Annotated in this window: 19 protein-coding genes, 7 tRNA genes and 3 rRNA genes; 6 read left to right on the top strand and 23 right to left on the bottom strand. The window is 46.9% G+C overall.

Annotated features, from left to right (window positions below):
• The 17 genes from rpoB to ICV36_RS00190 all read right to left on the bottom strand — a co-directional run bounded on the left by rpoB (window position 1) and on the right by ICV36_RS00190 (window position 14,750).
• Window positions 1-4,101, bottom strand: a complete 4,101-nt coding sequence (gene rpoB, locus ICV36_RS00270; protein ID WP_215400589.1) for a DNA-directed RNA polymerase subunit beta — start codon at window positions 4,099-4,101, stop codon at window positions 1-3.
• Between the two features lie 227 nt (window positions 4,102-4,328).
• On the bottom strand, window positions 4,329-4,706 hold the full coding sequence (rplL, locus tag ICV36_RS00265; protein WP_215400588.1) for a 50S ribosomal protein L7/L12: 378 nt from the start codon (window positions 4,704-4,706) through the stop codon (window positions 4,329-4,331).
• 36 nt (window positions 4,707-4,742) lie between these two features.
• Entirely contained in the window at window positions 4,743-5,384 is a 642-nt protein-coding gene (gene rplJ / locus ICV36_RS00260) for a 50S ribosomal protein L10 (RefSeq protein ID WP_215400587.1), read from the bottom strand.
• 237 nt (window positions 5,385-5,621) lie between these two features.
• A complete protein-coding gene (gene rplA / locus ICV36_RS00255) occupies window positions 5,622-6,323 on the bottom strand; it encodes a 50S ribosomal protein L1 (protein ID WP_068320090.1) in 702 nt (233 codons plus the stop codon).
• Between the two features lie 2 nt (window positions 6,324-6,325).
• Window positions 6,326-6,757 carry a 50S ribosomal protein L11 gene (rplK, locus tag ICV36_RS00250; protein ID WP_068320088.1) on the bottom strand — a complete coding sequence of 144 codons (432 nt, stop codon included), beginning with the start codon at window positions 6,755-6,757 and terminating at the stop codon, window positions 6,326-6,328.
• A 175-nt stretch (window positions 6,758-6,932) separates the two neighbouring features.
• The gene (gene nusG / locus ICV36_RS00245) at window positions 6,933-7,505 is read right to left on the bottom strand and encodes a transcription termination/antitermination protein NusG (RefSeq protein ID WP_114637484.1); all 573 of its coding nucleotides are present in this window, start codon (window positions 7,503-7,505) and stop codon (window positions 6,933-6,935) included.
• Between the two features lie 7 nt (window positions 7,506-7,512).
• Entirely contained in the window at window positions 7,513-7,890 is a 378-nt protein-coding gene (gene secE, locus ICV36_RS00240; protein ID WP_215400586.1) for a preprotein translocase subunit SecE, read from the bottom strand.
• A 20-nt stretch (window positions 7,891-7,910) separates the two neighbouring features.
• A tRNA-Trp gene (locus ICV36_RS00235) sits at window positions 7,911-7,986 on the bottom strand.
• 13 nt (window positions 7,987-7,999) lie between these two features.
• The gene (gene tuf, locus ICV36_RS00230) at window positions 8,000-9,190 is read right to left on the bottom strand and encodes an elongation factor Tu (RefSeq protein ID WP_068320082.1); all 1,191 of its coding nucleotides are present in this window, start codon (window positions 9,188-9,190) and stop codon (window positions 8,000-8,002) included.
• Window positions 9,191-9,253: 63 nt separating this feature from the next.
• Window positions 9,254-9,328 (bottom strand) — tRNA-Thr (locus tag ICV36_RS00225).
• A 21-nt stretch (window positions 9,329-9,349) separates the two neighbouring features.
• A tRNA-Gly gene (locus ICV36_RS00220) sits at window positions 9,350-9,423 on the bottom strand.
• Between the two features lie 5 nt (window positions 9,424-9,428).
• A tRNA-Tyr gene (locus ICV36_RS00215) sits at window positions 9,429-9,513 on the bottom strand.
• A 105-nt stretch (window positions 9,514-9,618) separates the two neighbouring features.
• A 5S ribosomal RNA gene (gene rrf / locus ICV36_RS00210) occupies window positions 9,619-9,732 on the bottom strand.
• A gap of 106 nt (window positions 9,733-9,838) precedes the next feature.
• Window positions 9,839-12,710 (bottom strand): 23S ribosomal RNA (locus tag ICV36_RS00205).
• A gap of 267 nt (window positions 12,711-12,977) precedes the next feature.
• A tRNA-Ala gene (locus ICV36_RS00200) sits at window positions 12,978-13,053 on the bottom strand.
• Between the two features lie 28 nt (window positions 13,054-13,081).
• Window positions 13,082-13,158, bottom strand: a tRNA-Ile gene (locus tag ICV36_RS00195).
• Between the two features lie 59 nt (window positions 13,159-13,217).
• Window positions 13,218-14,750: ribosomal RNA gene (locus tag ICV36_RS00190) — 16S ribosomal RNA — on the bottom strand.
• The 16S, 23S and 5S rRNA genes sit together here with 5 tRNA genes alongside, the layout of an rRNA operon.
• A 489-nt stretch (window positions 14,751-15,239) precedes the next feature.
• On the opposite strand from ICV36_RS00190, the gene ICV36_RS00185 reads away from it, so the two are divergent.
• Window positions 15,240-15,896 carry a GNAT family N-acetyltransferase gene (locus tag ICV36_RS00185; protein WP_215400585.1) on the top strand — a complete coding sequence of 219 codons (657 nt, stop codon included), beginning with the start codon at window positions 15,240-15,242 and terminating at the stop codon, window positions 15,894-15,896.
• Window positions 15,897-15,917: 21 nt separating this feature from the next.
• On the opposite strand, the gene ICV36_RS00180 is transcribed toward ICV36_RS00185, so the two are convergent.
• Genes ICV36_RS00180 through ICV36_RS00170 form a run of 3 tightly spaced genes read right to left on the bottom strand, consistent with a single transcriptional unit; the run spans window position 15,918 to window position 17,577 of the window.
• A complete protein-coding gene (locus tag ICV36_RS00180) occupies window positions 15,918-16,271 on the bottom strand; it encodes a c-type cytochrome (RefSeq protein WP_215400584.1) in 354 nt (117 codons plus the stop codon).
• A 17-nt stretch (window positions 16,272-16,288) separates the two neighbouring features.
• A complete protein-coding gene (locus tag ICV36_RS00175) occupies window positions 16,289-16,939 on the bottom strand; it encodes a BON domain-containing protein (RefSeq protein ID WP_215400583.1) in 651 nt (216 codons plus the stop codon).
• A 35-nt stretch (window positions 16,940-16,974) separates the two neighbouring features.
• The gene (locus ICV36_RS00170; RefSeq protein WP_215401498.1) at window positions 16,975-17,577 is read right to left on the bottom strand and encodes a phosphoheptose isomerase; all 603 of its coding nucleotides are present in this window, start codon (window positions 17,575-17,577) and stop codon (window positions 16,975-16,977) included.
• A gap of 103 nt (window positions 17,578-17,680) precedes the next feature.
• Here ICV36_RS00170 and rsmI point away from each other — a divergent pair, with 103 nt between their 5' ends.
• Window positions 17,681-18,574: a 16S rRNA (cytidine(1402)-2'-O)-methyltransferase gene (gene rsmI / locus ICV36_RS00165; RefSeq protein ID WP_215400582.1), complete on the top strand. Its 894-nt coding sequence runs from the start codon at window positions 17,681-17,683 to the stop codon at window positions 18,572-18,574.
• A gap of 52 nt (window positions 18,575-18,626) precedes the next feature.
• On the opposite strand, the gene ICV36_RS00160 is transcribed toward rsmI, so the two are convergent.
• Window positions 18,627-19,127 (bottom strand): cytochrome c5 family protein, encoded by a 501-nt coding sequence (locus tag ICV36_RS00160; protein WP_215400581.1) that lies wholly within the window; start codon window positions 19,125-19,127, stop codon window positions 18,627-18,629.
• 102 nt (window positions 19,128-19,229) lie between these two features.
• Here ICV36_RS00160 and ICV36_RS00155 point away from each other — a divergent pair.
• The 3 genes from ICV36_RS00155 (at window position 19,230) to ICV36_RS00145 (ending at window position 20,757) form a co-directional block, all read left to right on the top strand.
• Window positions 19,230-19,305 (top strand) — tRNA-Arg (locus tag ICV36_RS00155).
• Window positions 19,306-19,387: 82 nt separating this feature from the next.
• On the top strand, window positions 19,388-20,530 hold the full coding sequence (locus ICV36_RS00150; protein ID WP_251375025.1) for a fatty acid desaturase: 1,143 nt from the start codon (window positions 19,388-19,390) through the stop codon (window positions 20,528-20,530).
• A gap of 41 nt (window positions 20,531-20,571) precedes the next feature.
• A complete protein-coding gene (locus ICV36_RS00145) occupies window positions 20,572-20,757 on the top strand; it encodes a hypothetical protein (RefSeq protein WP_041396810.1) in 186 nt (61 codons plus the stop codon).
• Between the two features lie 20 nt (window positions 20,758-20,777).
• Here the strand turns inward: ICV36_RS00145 and ICV36_RS00140 are convergent, their stop codons facing one another.
• Window positions 20,778-21,422, bottom strand: a complete 645-nt coding sequence (locus tag ICV36_RS00140) for an MBL fold metallo-hydrolase (RefSeq protein ID WP_371743203.1) — start codon at window positions 21,420-21,422, stop codon at window positions 20,778-20,780.
• 81 nt (window positions 21,423-21,503) lie between these two features.
• Between ICV36_RS00140 and gcvH the strand changes: the two genes are divergently transcribed.
• A complete protein-coding gene (gene gcvH, locus ICV36_RS00135) occupies window positions 21,504-21,896 on the top strand; it encodes a glycine cleavage system protein GcvH (protein WP_215400580.1) in 393 nt (130 codons plus the stop codon).
• A gap of 3 nt (window positions 21,897-21,899) precedes the next feature.
• On the opposite strand, the gene priA is transcribed toward gcvH, so the two are convergent.
• Window positions 21,900-24,026, bottom strand: coding sequence for a primosomal protein N' (gene priA, locus ICV36_RS00130; protein ID WP_215400579.1), 2,127 nt, complete (start codon window positions 24,024-24,026; stop codon window positions 21,900-21,902).
• Between the last annotated feature and the right edge of the window lie 120 nt (window positions 24,027-24,146).

Below are 24,146 nucleotides of genomic sequence, written 5' to 3'. Positions count from 1 at the left end.
TCAGTTGCGCTCCATGTCAATGTCAATACCCAACGAACGGATTTCTTTTACCAGCACGTTGAAGGATTCGGGCATGCCAGCATCAATCGTGTGCTCGCCCTTGACGATGTTTTCGTAAACCTTGGTACGGCCTGCGACGTCATCGGACTTCACTGTCAGCATTTCCTGCAAGACATATGAAGCACCGTATGCTTCGAGGGCCCAGACTTCCATCTCACCAAAGCGCTGACCACCGAACTGAGCTTTACCGCCCAATGGCTGTTGCGTTACTAAGGAGTATGGTCCTGTTGAACGTGCATGCATCTTGTCATCGACCAAATGGTGGAGTTTCAAGACGTGCATTACGCCAACAGTTACTGGACGCTCAAACTGATCGCCAGTACGACCGTCGCACAAAATCATTTGCTGACGTGAAGGAGTCATCTTCAAAGAAGTTGCTACCTCTTCTGGATAAGCCAACTCGAGCATGCGTCCGATTTCGGCTTCTGTAGCACCGTCAAACACTGGAGTTGCAAATGGCAAGCCCTGGCGGAGATTCTCAGCCAATACTGTGATTTGCTCGTCAGTGAAGTTGTCGATATCTTCAATGCGGCCTGTTTCGTTGTAAAGCTGCTTGAGGAACTTACGTAACTCAGCTTGTTTAGCTTGTTGACGAACCATCTCGTCGATACGCTTACCAATACCTTGAGCAGCCCAACCTAAGTGGGTTTCCAAGATCTGGCCAACGTTCATACGGGAAGGAACACCCAATGGGTTCAAGACGATGTCAACAGGGCGTCCGTCAGCCATAAATGGCATGTCTTCCGCTGGAGCGATTTTAGAAACCACACCCTTATTACCGTGACGACCGGCCATCTTATCGCCAGGCTGCAAGCGACGCTTAACAGCCAAGTACACCTTAACCATCTTCGTTACACCAGGTTGCAAATCATCGCCCTGGGTAAGTTTGGTGCGCTTCTCTTCGAAGGCTTCATCAAACTGTTTACGTTTCGCTTCGATAGAAGATTTAATCGCTTCAACTTGTGAAGCAACTTCATCATCTGCTGGACGAATATCAAACCAATGGTATTTATCCAAATCAGCAAGGTAATCCTTGTCGATCTTGGTGCCTTTAGCTAATTTCTTAGGACCGCCATTGGCGACTTTGCCAATCAACAGTTTTTCTAAACGCATGAAGGCGTCGCCTTCAACAATACGCAACTGGTCGTTTAAGTCCAAACGATAGCGTTGCAATTCTTCCTGAATAATGGACTGGGCACGGGCATCGCGCTCAATACCTTCACGGGTGAAGACTTGAACGTCAATAACAGTACCGATCATGCCTGATGGAACGCGCAAAGAAGTGTCTTTTACGTCAGATGCTTTTTCACCGAAGATCGCACGGAGAAGCTTCTCTTCAGGAGTGAGAGTTGTCTCACCCTTTGGAGTTACCTTACCAACCAATACGTCACCAGCTTCAACTTCCGCACCGATGTACACAATACCGCTCTCATCCAAACGGGAGAGTTGTGACTCAGCCAAATTGGAGATATCGCGAGTAATTTCTTCTGAACCAAGCTTGGTATCACGAGCAACTACTGACAACTCTTCAATATGAATAGAGGTGTAGCGGTCGTCAGCAACAACTTTCTCAGAGATCAAGATGGAGTCTTCGAAGTTGTAACCGTTCCATGGCATAAATGCCACAGTCATGTTTTGACCCAAAGCCAATTCGCCCAAATCGGTAGAGGCACCGTCAGCAACTACGTCGCCACGGGCAACACGATCGCCAACTTTCACGATTGGACGTTGGTTGATGTTGGTGTTTTGGTTTGAACGGGTGTACTTGATGAGGTTGTAAATATCCACACCAACCTCACCGGCTGCAGTCTCGTCATCGTTCACACGAATCACAACACGATTCGCATCAACGTAATCAACAATACCGCCACGGGCTGCTAATACAACAGTGCCGGAGTCAACCGCAACAATACGCTCTAAACCAGTACCAACTAACGGCTTATCTGGACGCAAGCAAGGAACTGCTTGACGCTGCATGTTCGCACCCATCAACGCACGGTTCGCATCATCGTGCTCTAAGAATGGAACGAGTGAAGCAGCGGCAGAAACGATCTGGCTAGGAGCAACGTCAATGAAATCGATGCGCTCTGGGCTAACCATCATGGTTTCACCAGCTTGACGCGCTGAAACCAATTCGTCGGCCAATTTACCGCTCTTGTCGATCGTTGCATTCGCCTGCGCAATCACATACTTCGCTTCTTCAATTGCAGAGAGGTAAACCACTTCATCGCTTACCTTGCTATTGGAAACCTTGCGGTATGGAGTCTCAAGGAAACCATGCTCATTCAAACGCGCAAATAAGGCGAGTGAGTTGATCAAACCAATGTTTGGTCCTTCTGGAGTTTCGATCGGGCAAACACGTCCGTAGTGAGTTGGATGCACGTCGCGCACTTCGAAACCTGCACGCTCGCGTGTCAAGCCACCAGGTCCCAATGCAGAGATACGACGCTTGTGCGTGATCTCTGAGAGTGGGTTGGTTTGGTCCATAAACTGGGACAGCTGTGAAGAACCGAAGAACTCACGAATCGCAGAAGAGATTGGCTTACTGTTAATCAAGTCATGCGGCATGAGGTTTTCTGTTTCGGCTTGGCCGAGACGCTCTTTAACCGCACGCTCAACACGTGACAAACCAGCACGGAATTGGTTTTCTGCCAATTCGCCAACGCAACGCACACGACGATTACCTAAGTGATCGATATCATCTACTTCGCCTTTGCCGTTACGCAAATCTACGAGGGATTTAATGGTGTCGAGAATATCTTCGTTTGACAGAACCATTGGGCCTTCCATTTCTGGACGGTTCAAACGGCTGTTGACCTTCATACGGCCAACGCGTGACAAATCGTAAGTATCTTCGCTGTAGAACAAGCGCTGGAACAAGGCTTCAACAGCATCCTCTGTTGGAGGCTCACCAGGGCGCATCATGCGGTAGATGGCAATACGAGCAGCCATTTGATCAGCAGTTTCATCAGTACGCAATGTCTGTGAAATGTACGCACCAGAATCCAAATCGTTGGTGTAGATGGTTTCTAATTGCTTGATACCTGCATCGCGCAATGTCGCCAACAACTCTTCAGTGATTTCATCATTAGCGTAGGCCAAGATTTCACCGGAATCAGGATCAACAATATTGCGTGCAACTACACGACCAATTAAATAGTCATCTGGTACAGCGATTGTTTTTGTTTTTGCAGCTTCGAGTTCGCGGATGTGTTTTGCATTGATACGCTTGTCTTTTTGAATGACTACAACGCCATTCTTATCGAGCACATCAAAGCTAGCCAACTGGCCACGCAAACGCTCTGGCACAAATTCCATTGAGCCGCCATTAGCAGTCAAGGAGAAATGGTCAAAGTTAAAGAAGTTCGCAAGAATCTGTTCGTTGTTTAAACCAATTGCTTTGAGCAAAATGGTGACAGGCATCTTACGACGACGGTCAACGCGGAAATAGAGAATGTCTTTTGGATCAAACTCGAAATCGAGCCATGAACCACGGTAAGGAATGATGCGTGCTGAGAACAGCAACTTACCTGAGCTATGTGTCTTACCCTTATCGTGTTCAAAGAACACGCCTGGGGAACGATGCAACTGAGAAACGATCACGCGCTCAGTGCCATTAATCACAAAAGAGCCATTTTCTGTCATGAGTGGAATTTCACCCATGTAGACTTCGCTCTCTTTTACCTCTTTAACCTTAGTAGGCGCTTCGCGATCATAAATAATCAAGCGAACTTTTGCGCGTAAGGCAGAGTGGTATGTGTAACCGCGTTGTTGACATTCTTTAACGTCAAACGGTGGCTGTGACAACTGATAAGACACGTATTCCATACGTGCATAACCGTTGTTGGACACAATTGGAAATGCTGAAGTAAAGGCGGCTTGTAATCCCTCATTAATACGAGAAGTAGCCGGCTTATCAGCCTGTAAAAATTTAGCGTAGGACTCCAGCTGCGTTGCGATCAGGTAAGGAACCTGGTGGTTGTTTACTCGCTTAGCAAAGCTTTTACGGACTCGCTTGCGTTCGGTGAAGCTATAGTTCATTTCATCTCCGAATTCAGCGACTGTACAAAGATTTGGCGATTGGCCACTACCAATCACTGGCGGACAACACTAAACCGTTTCGATCTAGTGTCCGACCAAACTTGCATTCTGCAGTCGTATCAGAAGGCAAACCCGATTTCAATCAGAAATGAAATCGGGTTTGACCTCTAGAGGTCAAACCCAACATGGCTAACGCCCCTTTGTGGGAGGCGCCAGCATTGTATGTATTACTTGAGTTCTGCTTTAGCGCCAGCTTCTTCAAGCTTCTTCTTAGCTTCTTCAGCAGTTTTCTTGTCAACGCCTTCTTTAACTGGCTTCGGTGCACCGTCAACCAAGTCCTTAGCCTCTTTCAAGCCAAGACCAGTAATTTCGCGAACTGCTTTAATTACTGAAACTTTGTTTGCGCCGGCTTCAACGAGGTTCACTGTGAACTCAGTTTGCTCTGCACCACCAGCATCACCACCGCCAGCACCTGCAGGACCAGCAACAGCCATCGCTGCAGCTGAAACACCAAACTTCTCTTCGAACGCTTTAACCAAGTCGTTCAAATCCATAACGGACATGCTACCTACTGCATCAATGATTTCTTCTTTAGTAATCGCCATTTTTAGCTCCTAATACTTAAATAGTTGATCTGTCGCTTATTCAGCGGCAGGGGTTTCGTTTGCTTCTGTTCCAGCTTCTGGGGTTGCGGCTGCAGGCTCAGCGGCTGCTTCTGGAGCGGCTTCAGCGGCTACTGCTGCTGGGGCTGCTGCTTCTGCAGGTGCTGGGGCTTCGGCTACGGGAGCAGGTGCTCCAACTGCCTTTTGTGCTGCTACTGCGCCCAATACGCGAGCCATCGCAGATACCGGTGCCAACATCACACCTAACAACTGAGATAACAACTCGTCGCGGCTTGGAATTGTCGCGAGGGCTTTTACGCCTGCAACATCTAACAATTTGCCGTTATATAAGCCAGCTTTAATGACTAGCTGATCTTGAGTTTTAGCAAAGTTCTGCAATACTTTTGCCGAAGCAATCGGATCAGCAGAGATGCCATAAATCAAGGGGCCAACCATCGAATCAGCAAGGGGCTCAAACTGAGTGCCTTGTGCAGCACGACGTGCCAATGTGTTCTTCAAAACGCGAAGATATACACCTTGGTCACGTGCGCTAGCACGTAGCTTTGTCAATTGCTCTACTGGAATACCACGGTATTCAGCGAGCACGACAGTTTGGGCTCCAGCCAATTGAGCGCCGACATCAGCAACAATCGCTTTTTTGTCTTGTACATTCAAAGGCACGGTTTAACTCCATAAAAACCAACTGTTTCCAGTTGGGGTTACACACCAGCGTCTGATCGTTTCATCACAAGAGATCTTGTGAGTATCTTTTCAGGGTCGCCATCTGCGCTGGCTATTACTTTCGTAACGATTAAGAATTAACTCTTTATTAGCAACTAATTCACCAACGGTCTTTGATGTTCGACTCTCACTCAAAGAGTGGGAGTCGACCCAAAGTTCTTTTTTGTTACAGGCTAATTAAGCTGCTGCCTGTAACGATGCTTGGTCTACACGTACGCCTGCACCCATGGTGCTGCTTACGGCAACCTTCTTTAAATAAACGCCCTTAGATGCAGGAGGTTTTGCTTTATTCAAAGCCTCAAGCAATGCGAGCAAGTTCGATTTCAATGCTGTTGGCTCGAATGAACGACGGCCAATGCTTGCGTGCACGATACCGGCTTTGTCCACACGGAACTGAACTTGACCTGCTTTTGCATTTTTAACTGCAGTAGCAACGTCAGGAGTAACGGTTCCTACTTTTGGATTTGGCATCAAACCACGTGGGCCCAATACTTGACCTAAAGTACCAACAATTTTCATTGTGTCTGGGGATGCGATCAAAATATCGAAATCAATTTTGCCGCCTTTAATTTGTTCAGCAAGATCTTCCATACCAACGATTTCTGCACCAGCAGCTTTAGCTTGTTCAGCCTTCTCGCCTTGAGCAAAAACAGCTACACGAACATGCTTACCTGTACCAGCTGGGAGCACTACTGCGCCACGCACAACTTGGTCAGATTTCTTAGCGTCAATACCCAACTGAACTGCAACGTCGATAGACTCATCAAACTTAGCAGTTGCACACTCTTTAACAAGGTTCAATGCATCGTCTAATGAATAGAACTTGTTGCGATCAACTTTAGATTGAATTGCTTTAACGCGTTTAGATAACTTAGTCATGATTAGAGACCTTCCACAGTGATGCCCATGGAACGGGCGCTACCAGCGATAGTTCTAACAGCTGCGTCCATATCGGCTGCTGTCAAGTCTGGCATTTTTGCTTTAGCGATTTCTTCCGCTTGAGCACGAGTAATTGAACCAACCTTATCGGTATGGGGACGTGGTGATCCTTTTTCGATCTTCGCAGCTTTCTTAATCATGATGGTTGCTGGAGGAGTCTTCATGATGAATGTGAAGCTCTTATCAGCGAACGCTGTAATCACAACTGGAATTGGTAGGCCAGGTTCCATGCTCTGAGTTTGAGCATTAAACGCCTTACAGAATTCCATAATGTTGAGGCCACGTTGACCCAATGCTGGACCTACGGGAGGTGATGGATTTGCTTTACCTGCAGGGATCTGCAGCTTAATAAAGCCAATGATCTTCTTTGCCATGTGTTGCTCCTTAAAGCGCGCCTAACCTCATTAGGAAAGACCGCTGTTGAGTAAACGCTTCGCTAGTTTTTGGCTTTCTAGCTCCGCTCCTCGGTTAAATACAAAAACGAAATAACCATCTAAAACTGCTTTTACTTCTACTACTGCACTGCAAAACTGGACTAAGTCCTTGTTTTTACATCTTTTCTACTTGGCCGAACTCCAGCTCAACTGGGGTACCGCGGCCAAAAATTGTAACAGAAACGCGTAATCTTGACTTCTCGTAGTTCACTTCTTCAACGTTTCCGTTGAAGTCTGTAAATGGACCTTCCTTGACACGAACCATCTCGCCCACCTCAAACAGGGTCTTAGGCTTGGGTTTATCGACCCCAGCCTGCATTTGATCCATGATTTTGGTAACTTCTGCAGTCGAAATCGGGCTTGGGCGATTGCGAACACCGCCTACGAAACCAGTTACTTTTGGCGTGTTTTTAACCAAGTGCCAGCTTTCGTCAGTCATTTCCATCTCAATCAGGACGTATCCTGGGAAGAAACGACGCTCAGAAACGGACTTGGTGCCGGATTTGATCTCCACAACCTCTTCGGAGGGGACCAAAATACGGCCAAATTTTTCAGGCATGCCAGAGCGTGCAATACGCTCTTCAAGACCTTTTTTGACACTCTTTTCCATTCCGGAATAAGCGTGAATAACGTACCAGCGCATATTGCCGGTAGCTTGTGGATTTGCGGCTACTTCAGAATCAATCATTTTTTACTCACTTCCAGCCCAAAAAGACTGAAAAAACTAGCCATTCAATCAATTTGTCTGCAATCCATAAAAACAAGGACATGATCAGAACAAAGCCAAATACGACTAGAGTCATTTGGGTTGTCTCTTTACGAGTTGGCCAAACAACCTTTTTTACTTCATACCAAGAATCTTTTCCGTAGGCGATAAAACGACGCCCATCCGGAGAAATCGCCACAATCAAAACTGCAGCTGCAATACCGCCGAACAAAACAGCCAAACGAACCAACATGGATTGGTCCGCTAACGTGTAGTAAAGAACTAACGCTGCAACGACGATTAAAGCAGCGAGTCCAGAGACCCAGCTGCTTTTTTCTTCAGTTTGACTTGCTGTTTGATGAGACATATTACTTTCAGTTCAAATCGTGGCAGGGGCGGAGGGCATCGAACCCCCAACCTTTGGTTTTGGAGACCAACGCTCTGCCAATTGAGCTACACCCCTTTATAAAAACTACTTAAGCCAAAATCTTTGCAACCACGCCGGCGCCAACAGTACGGCCACCTTCACGGATCGCAAAACGTAAACCTTCTTCCATCGCGATAGGAGCGATGAGTTTTACGGTAATGGTTACGTTATCACCAGGCATCACCATTTCTTTGTCTTTTGGCAACTCGATTGAACCAGTTACGTCCGTAGTGCGGAAGTAGAACTGTGGACGATAGTTGTTAAAGAATGGAGTATGACGGCCACCTTCATCTTTACCCAAGATGTAAACCTCGGCTGTAAAGTGAGTATGTGGAGTGATTGAACCTGGCTTAGCCAATACTTGGCCGCGCTCAACTTCTTCACGTTTTGTACCGCGTAACAAGATACCCACGTTATCGCCTGCTTGACCTTGGTCGAGCAATTTGCGGAACATTTCAACACCAGTACAAGTGGTCTTGAGGGTTGGTTTGATACCAATGATTTCGATCTCTTCGCCCACTTTGATGATGCCGCGCTCGATACGACCGGTTACTACAGTACCGCGACCGGAGATAGAGAACACGTCTTCTACTGGCATCAAGAACGCGCCGTCAACAGCACGCTCTGGAGTTGGGATGTAAGAGTCAAGGGCTTCAGCCAATTTCATGATGGCTTCTTTACCCAATTTGCCTTCGTCGCCTTCTAAGGCTAACTTAGCAGAACCTTGGATGATTGGTGTGTCATCGCCAGGGAAGTTGTACTTAGACAAAAGCTCACGAACTTCCATTTCAACGAGTTCTAACAATTCAGCGTCATCAACCATGTCGCACTTGTTCAAGAACACGACGATGTAAGGAACGCCCACTTGGCGTGCCAAGAGGATGTGCTCACGAGTTTGTGGCATTGGGCCGTCAGCAGCAGAACATACCAAAATAGCACCGTCCATCTGAGCAGCACCAGTAATCATGTTCTTGACGTAGTCAGCATGTCCTGGGCAGTCAACGTGAGCGTAGTGACGATTTGCAGTCTCGTACTCAACGTGTGCAGTATTAATCGTAATACCACGGGCTTTTTCTTCTGGAGCAGCATCGATCTGATCGTATGCTTTTGCTTCGCCACCGAATGCTTTAGAAAGCACGGTTGCGATTGCTGCTGTCAAAGTAGTTTTACCGTGGTCAACGTGACCGATGGTGCCTACGTTTACGTGCGGTTTTGTCCGCTCGAATTTTTCTTTTGCCATTTTTAATCTGCCTTTAGTTAACTCTTAAACCAAACACGAAATACACAATTAATAAAACCAACATGGTGCCCATGGGCAGGATCGAACTGCCGACCTCTCCCTTACCAAGGGAGTGCTCTACCACTGAGCCACATGGGCGTAATCTAATGCAACAAATTCTGGAGCGGGATAAGAGAATCGAACTCTTGACCGAAGATTGGAAATCTGCTGTTTTACCATTAAACTAATCCCGCACATCTGGTGGAGGGGGTAGGATTCGAACCTACGTAGGCGTAGCCAACAGATTTACAGTCTGCCTCCTTTAGCCGCTCGGACACCCCTCCGCGAACCCAATATTCTGACTCCAAATGGAGTTTCTGTCAATCTCTCTAAACGCTTTGCACAAGTAAAAACGCCCAGACCTAAAAGGGTCTGGGCGTCGCATTGGTGCCCGGCAGTTACCTACTTTCACACGGGTAATCCGCACTATCATCGGCGTAGAATCGTTTCACTGTCCTGTTCGGGATGGGAAGGAGTGGTTCCAATTCGCTATGGTCACCGGGCGTAGAGGGTTGAGTTGCTGATAAATCAACAACTCTATTTGAGTAAGCATGTAATTAAGGATGCAGATTAAATCTGGCAAACATCCAACACAATAGTGCTGGTTATAGGATCAAGCCTAACGGGCAATTAGTATCGGTTAGCTTAACGCATTACTGCGCTTCCACACCCGACCTATCAACGTTGTGGTCTTCAACGACCCTTTATGTAGGTTAAACCTACGGGAGATCTCATCTTCAGGCAAGTTTCCCGCTTAGATGCTTTCAGCGGTTATCTCTTCCGTACATAGCTACCCTGCGATGCTTCTGGCGAAACAACAGGTACACCAGCGGTACGTCCACTCCGGTCCTCTCGTACTAGGAGCAGCCCCCGTCAAATCTCCAACGCCCATGGCAGATAGGGACCAAACTGTCTCACGACGTTTTAAACCCAGCTCACGTACCTCTTTAAATGGCGAACAGCCATACCCTTGGGACCGGCTACAGCCCCAGGATGAGATGAGCCGACATCGAGGTGCCAAACACCGCCGTCGATATGAACTCTTGGGCGGTATCAGCCTGTTATCCCCAGAGTACCTTTTATCCGTTGAGCGATGGCCCTTCCATACAGAACCACCGGATCACTATGACCTGCTTTCGCACCTGCTCGACTTGTCGGTCTCGCAGTTAAGCACGCTTTTGCCATTGCACTTTAGGTACGATGTCCGACCGTACCAAGCGTACCTTCGTACTCCTCCGTTACACTTTGGGAGGAGACCGCCCCAGTCAAACTGCCTACCATGCACTGTTCCCGACCCGGATAACGGGCCAAGGTTAGAACCTCAAATAAATCAGGGTGGTATTTCAAGGTTGGCTCCAACAGAACTAGCATCCTGTTATCAACGCCTCCCACCTATCCTACACAGACCGATTCAAAGTCCAATGCAAAGCTACAGTAAAGGTTCATGGGGTCTTTCCGTCTAGCCACGGGTAGATTGCATCATCACAAACATTTCAACTTCGCTGAGTCTCAGGAGGAGACAGTGTGGCCATCGTTACGCCATTCGTGCAGGTCGGAACTTACCCGACAAGGAATTTCGCTACCTTAGGACCGTTATAGTTACGGCCGCCGTTTACTGGGACTTCAATCAAGAGCTTGCACCCCATCATTTAATCTTCCAGCACCGGGCAGGCGTCACACCCTATACGTCCACTTTCGTGTTTGCAGAGTGCTGTGTTTTTATTAAACAGTCGCAGCCACCTTTTTATTGCAACCCTTTCGTCCTTCCGTTGTTCACGGTCAAACTACCAGGGCGTACCTTATCCCGAAGTTACGGTACAAATTTGCCGAGTTCCTTCTCCTGAGTTCTCTCAAGCGCCTTAGAATACTCATCTCGCCCACCTGTGTCGGTTTGCGGTACGGTCTTGTTAGACTGAAGCTTAGAGGCTTTTCTTGGAACCACTTCCAATTGCTTCGCGAATAAATTCGCTCGTCTCACGCCCTTGAATTACGCTACCGGATTTACCTAATAGCCATCTCCAACGCAAGAACCGGGACATCCAACACCCGGACAACTTTCCGCGATCCGTCCCCCCATCGCATCTAACAATGGTCAAGGAATATTAACCTTGTTCCCATCAGCTACGCATCTCTGCCTCGCCTTAGGGGCCGACTCACCCTGTTCCGATGAACGTTGAACAGGAAACCTTGGGCTTACGGCGAGGGGGCTTTTCACCCCCTTTATCGCTACTCATGTCAGCATTCGCACTTCTGATACCTCCAGCATCCTTTACAAGACACCTTCACAGGCTTACAGAACGCTCTCCTACCATCACTTACGTGATCCGCAGCTTCGGTTATATGCTTAGCCCCGTTACATCTTCCGCGCAGGACGACTCGATCAGTGAGCTATTACGCTTTCTTTAAAGGATGGCTGCTTCTAAGCCAACCTCCTGACTGTTTTAGCCTTCCCACTTCGTTTCCCACTTAGCATATATTAGGGACCTTAGCTGGCGGTCTGGGTTGTTTCCCTCTTGACACCGGACGTTAGCACCCGATGTCTGTCTCCCGTGCTCGCACTCGTAGGTATTCGGAGTTTGCTATGGCGCAGTAATCCGCAATGGACCCCACTACCATGACAGTGCTCTACCCCCTACGGTGATACACGAGGCACTACCTAAATAGTTTTCGGAGAGAACCAGCTATTTCCAGTTTTGTTTAGCCTTTCACCCCTATCCACAGCTCATCCCCTAACTTTTCAACGTTAGTGGGTTCGGTCCTCCAGTACGTGTTACCGCACCTTCAACCTGGCCATGGATAGATCAACTGGTTTCGGGTCTACACCCAGCAACTAGCGCCCTATTCGGACTCGCTTTCGCTACGCCTTCCCTATTCGGTTAAGCTTGCTACTGAATGTAAGTCGCTGACCCATTATACAAAAGGTACGCAGTCACCCCTTACGAGGCTCCTACTGTTTGTATGCACACAATTTCAGGATCTATTTCACTCCCCTCCCGGGGTTCTTTTCGCCTTTCCCTCACGGTACTTGTTCACTATCGGTCGATTACGAGTATTTAGCCTTGGAGGATGGTCCCCCCATATTCAGACAGGATTTCACGTGTCCCGCCCTACTTGTCTCTAGCCTAGTACCACTCAATAATTTTCACATACGGGACTATCACCCTTTATTGTTGGACTTTCCATTCCATTCTGTTAATTACTGAGCTATCACTAGAAGGCTCTTCCCATTTCGCTCGCCACTACTTTGGGAATCTCGGTTGATGTCTTTTCCTCTCGCTACTTAGATGTTTCAGTTCACGAGGTTCGCTTCTCATACCCTATGTATTCAGGTATGGATACCACAAAAGTGGTGGGTTTCCCCATTCAGAAATCCCCGGATCAAAGCTTATTTACCAGCTCCCCGGGGCTTATCGCAGGTTATAACGTCTTTCGTCGCCTGTAATCGCCAAGGCATCCATCATGTGCACTTATTCACTTGATCCTATAACGAGCACCATTGCTAGTACCTGTTACAGGTTTTACTTCTACTTCTGACATGTTTGCCGTAATCCAAACTGTAAGTACTTGTTAAGAACTTTGTAAAACTCGTTTGATATTACTGATTGATGATTCAATCTTTACCCTTATTACATTGTCAAACGCACTCTCAAAGATACGTTTGACACTTTGCTTACTCAAATTTTTAAAGAACAGCCATAAATGGCAAAACTAAACAATTAACAATTGCTTAGTTTTGACATTTATATGTTGGTGGAGGATGACGGGATCGAACCGACGACCCCCTGCTTGCAAAGCAGGTGCTCTCCCAGCTGAGCTAATCCCCCAACGTCCACTAAGTTTGTTTCTGGCTGGTGGTGGGTCTGGTAGGACTTGAACCTACGACCCCTGCGTTATCAACACAGTGCTCTAACCAGCTGAGCTACAGACCCGTGGCTTTTATTGTCAACCGATAAGTGTGGGCACTATAGATCCAGCATCTTTTCTCTAGAAAGGAGGTGATCCAGCCGCACCTTCCGATACGGCTACCTTGTTACGACTTTACCCCAGTCATGAACCCTGCCGTGGCAGTCGCCCTCCTTGCGGTTAGGCTAACGGCTTCTGGCAAAACCCACTCCCATGGTATGACGGGCGGTGTGTACAAGACCCGGGAACGTATTCACCGCGACATTCTGATCCGCGATTACTAGCGATTCCAGCTTCACGTAGTCGAGTTGCAGACTACGATCCGGACTACGATGCATTTTCTGAGATTAGCTCCCCCTCGCGGGTTGGCAACCCTCTGTATGCACCATTGTATGACGTGTGAAGCCCTACCCATAAGGGCCATGAGGACTTGACGTCATCCCCACCTTCCTCCGGTTTGTCACCGGCAGTCTCTTTAGAGTGCTCTTGCGTAGCAACTAAAGACAAGGGTTGCGCTCGTTGCGGGACTTAACCCAACATCTCACGACACGAGCTGACGACAGCCATGCAGCACCTGTGTTCACTTTCTCTTACGAGCACCTAATGTATCTCTACTTCGTTAGTGACATGTCAAGGGTAGGTAAGGTTTTTCGCGTTGCATCGAATTAATCCACATCATCCACCGCTTGTGCGGGTCCCCGTCAATTCCTTTGAGTTTTAATCTTGCGACCGTACTCCCCAGGCGGCTGACTTCACGCGTTAGCTACGTTACTCAGGATGTAAATCCCGAACAACTAGTCAGCATCGTTTAGGGCGTGGACTACCAGGGTATCTAATCCTGTTTGCTCCCCACGCTTTCGTGCATGAGCGTCAGTGTTATCCCAGGGGGCTGCCTTCGCCATTGGTATTCCTCCACATATCTACGCATTTCACTGCTACACGTGGAATTCTACCCCCCTCTGACACACTCTAGCTATACAGTCACAGGCGCCATTCCCAGGTTAAGCCCGGGGATTTCACGCCTGTCTTGTATAACCGCCTGCGCACGCTTTACGCCCAGTAATTCCGATTAACGCTCGCACCCTACGTATTACCGCGGCTGCTGGCACGTAGTTAGCCGGTGCTTATTCTTCAGGTACCGTCATTCCCGGACTGTGTTAGAGCCGGTGTTTCTTCCCTGACAAAAGAGCTTTACAACCCGAAGGCCTTCTTCACTCACGCGGCATTGCTGGATCAGGGTTGCCCCCATTGTCCAAAATTCCCCACTGCTGCCTCCCGTAGGAGTCTGGGCCGTGTCTCAGTCCCAGTGTGGCTGATCGTCCTCTCAGACCAGCTACTGATCGTTGCCTTGGTGGGCTTTTACCCCACCAACAAGCTAATCAGGCATCGGCCGCTCTAATCGCGCGAGGTCTTTCGATCCCCCGCTTTCCCCCTCAGGGCGTATGCGGTATTAGCACAGCTTTCGCTGCGTTATCCCCCACGATAAGGTACGTTCCGATGTATTACTCACCCGTTCGCCACTCGCCACCAGGTGCAAGCACCCGTGCTGCCGTTCGACTTGCATGTGTAAGGCATGCCGCCAGCGTTCAATCTGAGCCAGGATCAAACTCTTCAGTTCAATTCCTGTGATCCTTGCGGATCGTCGCACTCATTCAAGAAATCGACTTGGTAAAAAACCAAATCTTTACTGTCTATGAGTACTATTTATTTACATCTGTCCCGAAGGACTGGATGCTTTCACTTAGTACCCACAATTATCGGTTGACTAATTTTTAAAGAGGGCTGATTTGTTTCTTGTTTCAAAAAACATTCAGCAGAGAGGTGAGACTATATCCCACTTTTTAAGGGTCGTCAACACCTTTCGTACTCTTTTACTCAAAAAAGGCAGGGTTTTTTCCTACTTTAAAAATTAATCCAATAAAAACAATGGTTTAGTTTTCAAAAAAAATTTCAAATTTTTTCCTATTTTTTTCTTTTTTTCGTGTTTTTTAGCACTTCGGGTCAAGCCGGCCAACTTTTTTAATGCTTTTTTGAGCCTCCAATGGCGTTTTAACCACAAGTAAGGGAAAACCCTGAAATTTATCCTCGTTTCTGCTAAAATATTGCTATGCACAATAAATTAGCGAATAGTCACTTACCTGCGAGCCCATATACGGCTGGGCAGGCCGTACCCGTTCGCGAACTTCATGCTGGGTATAGACAGGAAATTCTGAATCATTTGTTGCAACTCAATGATGAAGATAGACGCTTACGCTTTGGTACACAGACTCCTGATGAAGTCATTCATCACTATGTTGAGCATCTCGATTTCAATAAAGATGCCATTTTTGGCGTGTTTGATTTAAACCTCAAGCTTATTGGCATGGCGCATTTAGCCTATTTGCCAGTGCACAAAGGCCATGCACGTGAAGCCGAGTTTGGGGTGTCCGTATTACCAGCAGGGCGCTCCCAGGGCATTGGGACAGCGCTATTACAGCGTTCCGCCGTGCATTCCCGCAATACCCGTATCGAGACTCTTTACGTTCATTGCCTTGCAAACAACAAAGCAATGATGCATTTGGCACAAAAGGCTGGCATGACCGTTGAATATGCATACGGTGATGCAGATGCTTGCCTGAAATTACCTCCGGCAAGCACAGCAACCATTGTGGAAGAAGCGGCTAATGAGCAATGGGCTGATATGGATTACGCTCTAAAGGCAAACTTGAAGCGCTCTAATCAAGCGTGGTGGTGGTTCTTGGGTAGACCTGACTTGGCGCGTTAGTTCTTCAAACAACTACCAACATTAATTTTTGTTGGGTGCGCCACGCAATATCCAGCTAGTCAAGGCCGATATATCAGTCTCGCTTAATTTTCCATTCGCAGGCATAGGTACAACACCCCAAGAGCCTGAGCCGCCCTTAGCAATTTTATTTTTTAAAAACGCCTGAGCATTTGGATCACTTTTATATCGGTCAGCAACCGATCGAAAGCTGGGTCCAACAATTTTTTTATCAATAGCATGGCAACCTAAACATGCATTTTGTTTTGCAATTGCAAATGCTTTTTCATCTTCAGCACTAGCTTGTGCGACAGGCATGAAATGCACGATTGCTGCAAACAAAAAAAATATTTTTACAGTCGCTCGCTTTTTAGACATCAACAGCCCTCAACAAATTACTGAAATTTTGGAGGCGTACTTGGCTGTGTTTGATCGGCCTTACCTTGCTTCTCTAGACGATTCTTTTCTTCATCTGAAATGATGTCGAAGTAAACATAAACATCTTTCACGCCATTAGTATTGCTTGCAACTTTCTTTGCAAGATTGGCTTCATTTTGAGTCAAGATACCCATCAGATAAACACTGCTTCCCTCTGCAACTATAGCCATAGAGTTTGATGGCAGTTGATCAGTAAAAATCATTTGTGTTTTGATCTTAGACTCAAGATATGAATCGTTTGCACGTGATGTGTATGTGCTATTCGGTCCGATAATTAATTCATTAAACACGGAGCGTGCATTTTTCATTGCCTTTACATACGCCATTGCCTCGCCCTTAATATCAGCATCCTTTACTTCACCAGTCAACAATACTTTTTGGTTGAAGGATGTCACATTAATGTGCGCGTTATCGCCAAATCGTTTTGCTAATGCATTCTCTGCTTCTAGCTCAATCCCCTTATCAATAGCTTGCACTGCTGGCGTACGGCGATCTGCCATGACAGCCGCGCCCGCTGTCACACCACCAACAGCAATCACTGCACACGCTGACAATTGCGAGGCAATGAGGATGGCGAGGAATAATGTTCTGAAGAATGCAGTTTTCATTTAGCTAATTTCTTTATTGGAGTGACAAGTTATTTTTAGTCGAGCAGTACATGATCAACGCCATCACATAAAGCATGTAGTAAAACCAAGTGGGTTTCCTGAATACGAGCTGTTCGTGTTGATGGCGCGCACAAATGAATATCATCTTTATCTAATAGCTGCGCAATCTTCCCGCCACCATTACCTGTAAATGCAATAATTTTCATTCCCAGCTTTTTTGCGGCCTCTATTGCTTTAATCACATTCTTTGAATTTCCTGAAGTTGAAATTCCCAAAAGAATGTCGCCTGTTTTACCAAGTCCACGAACTTGCTTACTAAAAATCTCATCGTAGCTATAGTCATTTCCAATCGCCGTCAGAATAGAGGTATCTGTTGTCAAAGCAATCGCCGCCAATTCTTGGCGCTCTCTCTCGAATCGACCAACAAGCTCTGCTGCGAAATGCTGAGCATCCGCTGCAGATCCGCCATTGCCACAGGCCATTACCTTGCCCCCAGCACGCAAACAATCCACCATTGCCAAAACGCCCTTGGCAACAGACTCGGGCAAGAGTTTTTCAGCCTCTTGCTTCACAGCAATACTATCTAGAAAGTGCTGGGATGCGCGCTTGCGCAAACGTTCGTTGATCTCTTTTTCCATAGCAATATTATGCGCCAAAGATGCCTTAATTTCAGTAGCAAACAGCATATCCCAAAAGCAACGTATCCTCTTAGTAATTGTTTAACTTTTTCAGGCAACCCACATGGAAATTGGCTCATTTGATTTTTTAAAGCAGCAGGATTTACCTGCTGGGGCTCTTTACATGGTTGCCACACCAATTGGCAATTTAGGCGACATTACTTTACGCGCCTTACATGTTTTAAATGCCGTCGATGGGATCGCTTGTGAAGATACTAGGCATAGCTCAGCTTTACTGCAGCAATTTGGCATACATAAAAAATGTTTAGCGCTTCATGAGCACAATGAAATCAGTGGCGCCCAAACAGTTATTCAGCATCTCTCTAGTCATGAGCGTTGGGCCTACATTTCAGATGCGGGTACGCCAGGAGTATCTGATCCAGGTGCAAAGCTAGTAAATGAGGTGCGAAAAGCAGGACTTCGAGTTATTCCGATTCCTGGTCCCAGCGCAGTTTCCAGCGCCATCTCAGCGGCGGGATCTGTAATGCATAACTCAGATGGACGCTTTCAGTTTTTGGGGTTTTGGCCCAACAAAACTAAAGAGCGCGATGCATTTATTCAGGATATTTTTAATAGCAACAAAGCAAGCATCTTTTTTGAGTCCCCACACCACATCAAAGAGACGCTTGCGATGCTTGCGAATAATTTAGAGCCAGAGCGTCAACTCTTGGTTTGTCGTGAGTTAACCAAGAAATTTGAACAGCTTGTCACGCTACAGGCGCAAGAGATTACCAATTGGCTTGAGGTAACCGAAAGTCTTAAAGGGGAATTTGTTATTGTGGTTTCAGGGCGCGCAGGCAATGGTGACGAGACTCCTGAACATGCATCTCTTCTGCTGTGGGCTAATGCACTGAGCCCTTATCTTGGCAGTAAAGAAATTGCTGCCGTTCTCGCACAAACTTTGGGTCTCACAAAAAAAGAGGCCTACCAAATTGCGTTGGACGCAAAAAACGAATAGACAAAAATAAAAAAGCTGGCCTAGGCCAGCTTTTAAACGAATGCAGTCAAAATTATTTTGCAGCAGTTGCCGCCGGAGCCTTGGGCTCAGGTAATTTTCCACCGGCAGCATTGGCCATGTATACCACTGCACGACCCAACTCGTAGTCACTCACATCAGCAGGAGCAGCTCCACCACGAGCAGGCATAGCGCCTTTACCTTTAAGTACGGATGTCAGCAAACCATCATAGCCCTTGCCTAAACGTGGGGCCCAAGCACCTGCATCTCCAAATTTAGGAGCGCCTGCAGCACCAGTTGCATGACATGAAGAACAAACGGCTTTGTAAACCTGTTCGCCAGTTTGCAACTCTTTTGGGGTGCTGGCATCTTTGAAGTTCAGTTGAGCAACTGGCTTAATTAACTGCTCAGTAGTGGTTGTGGCATCACCACGCTTGCCATTGTTCACAAACACCATTAACAACAATATGATGATGAGGGGCACAAAAAAGCTTGCAAACACCATGATGATGAGTTGTTTTGGGGACTTAATCAGACTTCCGTGCTCGTTGCTCATAAGAATTTATCGTTTGACGGGTTTTAGGGTTGTTTTGCCGTGATTATAACTAGAGAGTGGGGATATAGGCACTTACAATAGGCGGGTAGCTGGTTTTTTATGGCGCCCGTAGCTCAGTGGATAGAGTATTGGCCTCCGAAGCCAAGGGTCGCAGGTTCGATTCCTGCCGGGCGCACCAAAAATCAAGGGATTTTTGACTTACATCATGCGGAAAATTGCGAAAACCGCTATCATTTGCACCTAACTTATTGATTCTTATCGTGTCTACACATCTAAATACCGCCCTTTCAGAGCCTTCATTGACTAACCCGTTGCCGCCAGAGGCACCATTACCGCATCGAAAAATCATTCGAAGCTGGCTAATTCCGATGGCGCAGGGTGAAACTGGGCGCGCAATTCTGCTTTTAGTCATTGACGCCATTTTGTGGCTTGGATGCATTGCAGGAACTATTTTTGTTGAAAGCATTCTTCTCAAGATCGTTTTCGGTGTAATTGCTGGCTTCGTTACCGGACGTATTTTTATCTTGGGTCATGATGCTTGCCATCAAAGCTACACACCCAATCGCGAACTCAATAAAGTTTTGGGGCGCATTGCATTCTTGCCTTCGCTAACACCCTACAGCCTGTGGGATGTTGGTCACAACGTTGTTCACCACGGACAGACAAATCTGAAGGGCTTCGACTTCGTTTGGGCGCCCTTATCAAAATCAGAATACGACGCACTTCCCCCGTGGCGTAAGGCTTTAGAGCGCCTTTACCGTAGCGGCTGGGGTCCTGTTTTCTACTACCTAATTGAAATTTGGTGGAGACGTGAGTACTTCCCAAATGCAAAAAACAAACCTGGTGATCGCCCAATTTTCTTAAAAGATAATTTGTTGGTTACTGCATTTGCAATCGTTTGGATTGCTTGTTTAATTGCAGGCGCCGTTGCTACCGGTCAATCGATTTTGGTTGGCTTGCTTACTGGTTTTGCACTTCCATTTTTATTCTGGAACGGCATGATCGGATTTGTGGTCTACGTTCATCACACCCATCCAAAGGTTTCTTGGTACGACAAGAAGTCTGAATGGTTGCGCGCCCAGCCTTTTGTATCAACGACTGTTCATCTAACTTTTAACTGGATTTGGGGCAAATTAATGCACCACATCATGGAGCACACAGCGCACCATGTGGACATGAGCGTCCCGCTTTATCGTCTGCCAGAAGCTCAGCAGACCCTAGAAACCATCCTTCCAGAGCGTATTTTTGTGCAAAAGTTCTCCTGGAGCTGGTATTTTGATACTGCCCGCAAGTGCAAGCTATACGACTTTGAAAACAAAGCTTGGCTAGACTTTGACGGCAATAAAACGGCAGATTCAGTCAGGGTTGTGCTCAGCCCAGCCCCAGCGGGACAAAACGGGTAAAATAGATCTTCTGTATAAGATTTGCCTTACCCGGATTGCCCATGACTACCTCGACTCCAGCAGCTACCCAAGAAACCTCTCAGAGCCTCAAATTTTGCTCTTCTTGCAGCCGTGAAAAACGACTTGAGGGTGGCACATGGATTCCAACAAGCAATCGCAAGCAGCGCTGGATCTGCGCTAGCTGTTTATACAACCGTACACATCGTACCGGTTCTGCAAAAACCTAAATTCAATTGAAGTAAAAGTTTTAAGCGCCATCCCCAACGTAGGGGTTGGTCTTTCGTTCCTGGCCAAATGTGGACATAGGTCCGTGACCAGGAACAAATTGCACATCATCGCCAAGAGGCCACAACTTCGATTTAATCGCATGAATTAAATCTGCATGGTTACCACGTGGAAAATCTGTTCTTCCAATTGATCCGGCAAATAAAACATCGCCAACAATTGCCAAGCGATCTTCTTTATCAAAAAATACAACGTGGCCAGGTGTGTGTCCGGGGCAATGAAACACTTCAAGATCCACATTGCCAACCTGTACATGATCACCGTTATTTAACCAGCGATCTGGCTCAAAAACTTTGGCGTGCCCAAAACCAAAACGCACTGTTTGCTCTGGCAATTGATCAATCCAAAAACGCTCATCTTCTTGGGGCCCCTCAATGGGCACGCCCAGCTGATCAGCCAAATCTTTAGCGGCCGCACAATGATCTAAATGTCCATGGGTAAGCAAAATCTTTTTAACCTTGCCGCCCATCTGTGCAACGCCTTCCAGAATCTTCTCTATATCTCCGCCCGGGTCGACCACTGCAGCGTCTCCAGTATCCTGACAAACCAAAATTGAGCAGTTTTGCTCATAGGGAGTAACGGGAACAATTCCTAATTTAATCGGCATATATATCCAGAATAAAAATTCATAATGAGATGATCAATCATTTTATGAGGGTGGGCATAAAATGAAACCAAAGGATGAAAAATGAATACGCAAGATACATTTAAATTTGCAGAAACCCATGAATGGGCCGATCTAGAAAGCGATGGACTGGTTTGGGTAGGCATCAGCGATCATGCGCAAGAGGCACTGGGAGATGTGATGTTCTTTCAGGCACCAAAACTTGGACAGCAAGTACGGCAGGGCGAGGCTATTGCCGTGATTGAGTCAGTAAAAGCAGCGAGCGATATTCACGCACCTGTGAGCGGTGAAATTGTTGCGCTTAATGAAGAAGTAGATGCATCACCTGAGATCGTTAATGAAAAACCTTACGGCGTTTGGTTATTCAAAATCAAGCCTAGCTCTAACGACAGTCTTGTTTCTGATTTAAATCAACTTTTAACTCTAGAAAACTATGCTGCGGGTCCTGGCACCTAATCATTAAATTGAAAGAGGGTCGCGCTCAATGAGCCAACGAATACGGCCCTCCTTGCTAATGCGGCCCTGGGATTGGTCGCGTAAATAACGATCGATTACTTCCAAAATTTCTTGCAAGTTTTTACGATCATCAGACTCTAAAAGTAGCTGAGCACGTTCAGAACCAGCCACCCGCATCACAGCTTTTGGCACCGGATCATAGGCTCTCAGGCCAATAGATATAAGGCCCTGCGCTTTCAGATATGCCTTTAAGGCACTTAAAAACTGGATTGCCTTATCCAGGCTTTTGGCTTCGGCATGAACTAATGCCTGATAAACAAATGGAGGCAAGCCAGCTTCTTTTCTCTCATTCGCCGTAAAGGCTAAAAAGCCATCGACGTCATGACGTAATAGAAACTGAAAAACAGCGGCCTCTGGAAACTGTGTTTCGATATAAATTGCTCCGCCTGCTTCACCATCCTTGTTCGAGCGTCCAGCTCGCCCCGCTACTTGAACAAGTTGTGCAAACAATCTCTCCGACGCCCTGAAGTCTTGAGAAAACAGCCTACTGTCTGCATCTAATACGGCAACTAGCCCAATGTTTTGATAATCGTGCCCCTTGGCAATCATTTGAGTGCCAACAACAATATCGACATTTCCTGTATGGATCTCCTGAAAGAGCTCTTCGGCACCCTTGCTCTTTCTGCTGGAGTCCGTATCAACCCGAAGCACTCGTGCGCTAGGCCACATCTCTTCAATAGCATCTTCAATCTTTTGAGTGCCTTGTCCCAAAGTCTTGAGATCAGCATTGCCGCAATCAGGACAATGACTGGGGATGCTCTTAGCCAGGCCGCAGTGATGACAACTTAAAACCGATTTTCTGGCCAAGGCACCAGCCTTATGAAGCACCATGTATGAACTACATTGCTCACACTTAGAAAGCCAGGAGCAAGCACTACAACTCAACACCGGTGCATAACCACGTCGATTAATGAGAATCAAGCTTTGCTGCTTGTCCCCTAAACCCCGGCTTACTGCATTTGCCAAAGTTTTTGTAATCAGACTCTTTGTCTTAAGTTGATCAGCATCTCCAGGGCTAAATTGCGTTTGTGGGTCACGCGTATTTACCAAATAAACTTTTGGCAAGCTTGCACCTTGCGCGCGATGATCCAGGCGAATGTGGTCATAACGGCCTGCTTTTGCAGCCATCCAAGTTTCAAGCGAAGGAGTTGCAGATGCCAACAGGATTGGAATCTTCAGGTCGTGGGCGCGCCAGATGGCAAGATCACGTGCAGAGTAGCGAATGCCATCTTGCTGTTTATAAGATGAATCATGCTCCTCATCAACAACGATCGCACGTAAGTTGGGCAGCGGTGTTAATGCCGCCAAGCGTGTGCCTAAAATAATTTGGGCTTTGCCAGTCATTGCATCGTGCCATGCAATTCCTCTGACCTTTTCACTAACGCCACTGTGCAGCACAACCATTTTTTTGTCTGGAAAATATGCGCGCACTCTGCGCTCTAGTTGAGGCGTTAAATTGATTTCAGGAACCAAGAGCAACACTTGCGCATTTATGTCGCCCAAAATTCCGCTCAGCCAATTCAGAAAGACTGCCGTTTTTCCGCTGCCCGTTTGTCCTTGCAAAAGAATTGTCTTGAATTCATGCGAAGGGCAGGTGCGCAATTTTTCCAACGCGAACTTTTGTCCTTCATTCAAATGACTTTCATCAATGAACCCTTCGCTCAACTCTTTGGCACTTTTTTTCTTTTTCTTTTCTTCATCGGCTGCCAATTTTTTGGGAATCTTTTCCCACTCACTTGGCTTTTTCCACATCAGCGGAATAGTCGGAATAATAGTTTCCCCAAGTGCGTGGACGTAATACTGACTCGCAAAATTCATTAGGCGCAAAACTGCAGGATCTAATGGGGGTAAAGGGGCAACCCTAGAAACTCTTTTTAATTTATCGACCTCATAATCAGAGTGAGCACTTACTTTAATAACAACCCCAACCGAAGAACTACGACCAAAAGGCACTTCGACTAAGGCGCCCACCTCCGGCAAGCCCCCCAGAACACTTTCGTCCCATAAGTAATCAAAGCCCTGCGCAAGGGGCTTATCAACAACGACCTGAACTACGATTGGAGAGGGCATGGCTTACGTCAAATTTCTATTTAGCTTGTGGATAAGTCTGTGGATATCATCCAAGGATTCTGATTTATAAGCTAATTTATCAGCTTTCGGTTTCTGCACCCCTTTAAAGCTTTTTTGATA

It is taken from the genome of Polynucleobacter sp. MWH-UH35A (assembly GCF_018687075.1).
In the GTDB taxonomy this organism is placed as follows: Bacteria; Pseudomonadota; Gammaproteobacteria; order Burkholderiales; family Burkholderiaceae; genus Polynucleobacter.
The sequence above is the reverse complement of the archived record's forward strand: the minus strand, read 5'-3'. Positions and strand labels throughout refer to the sequence as shown.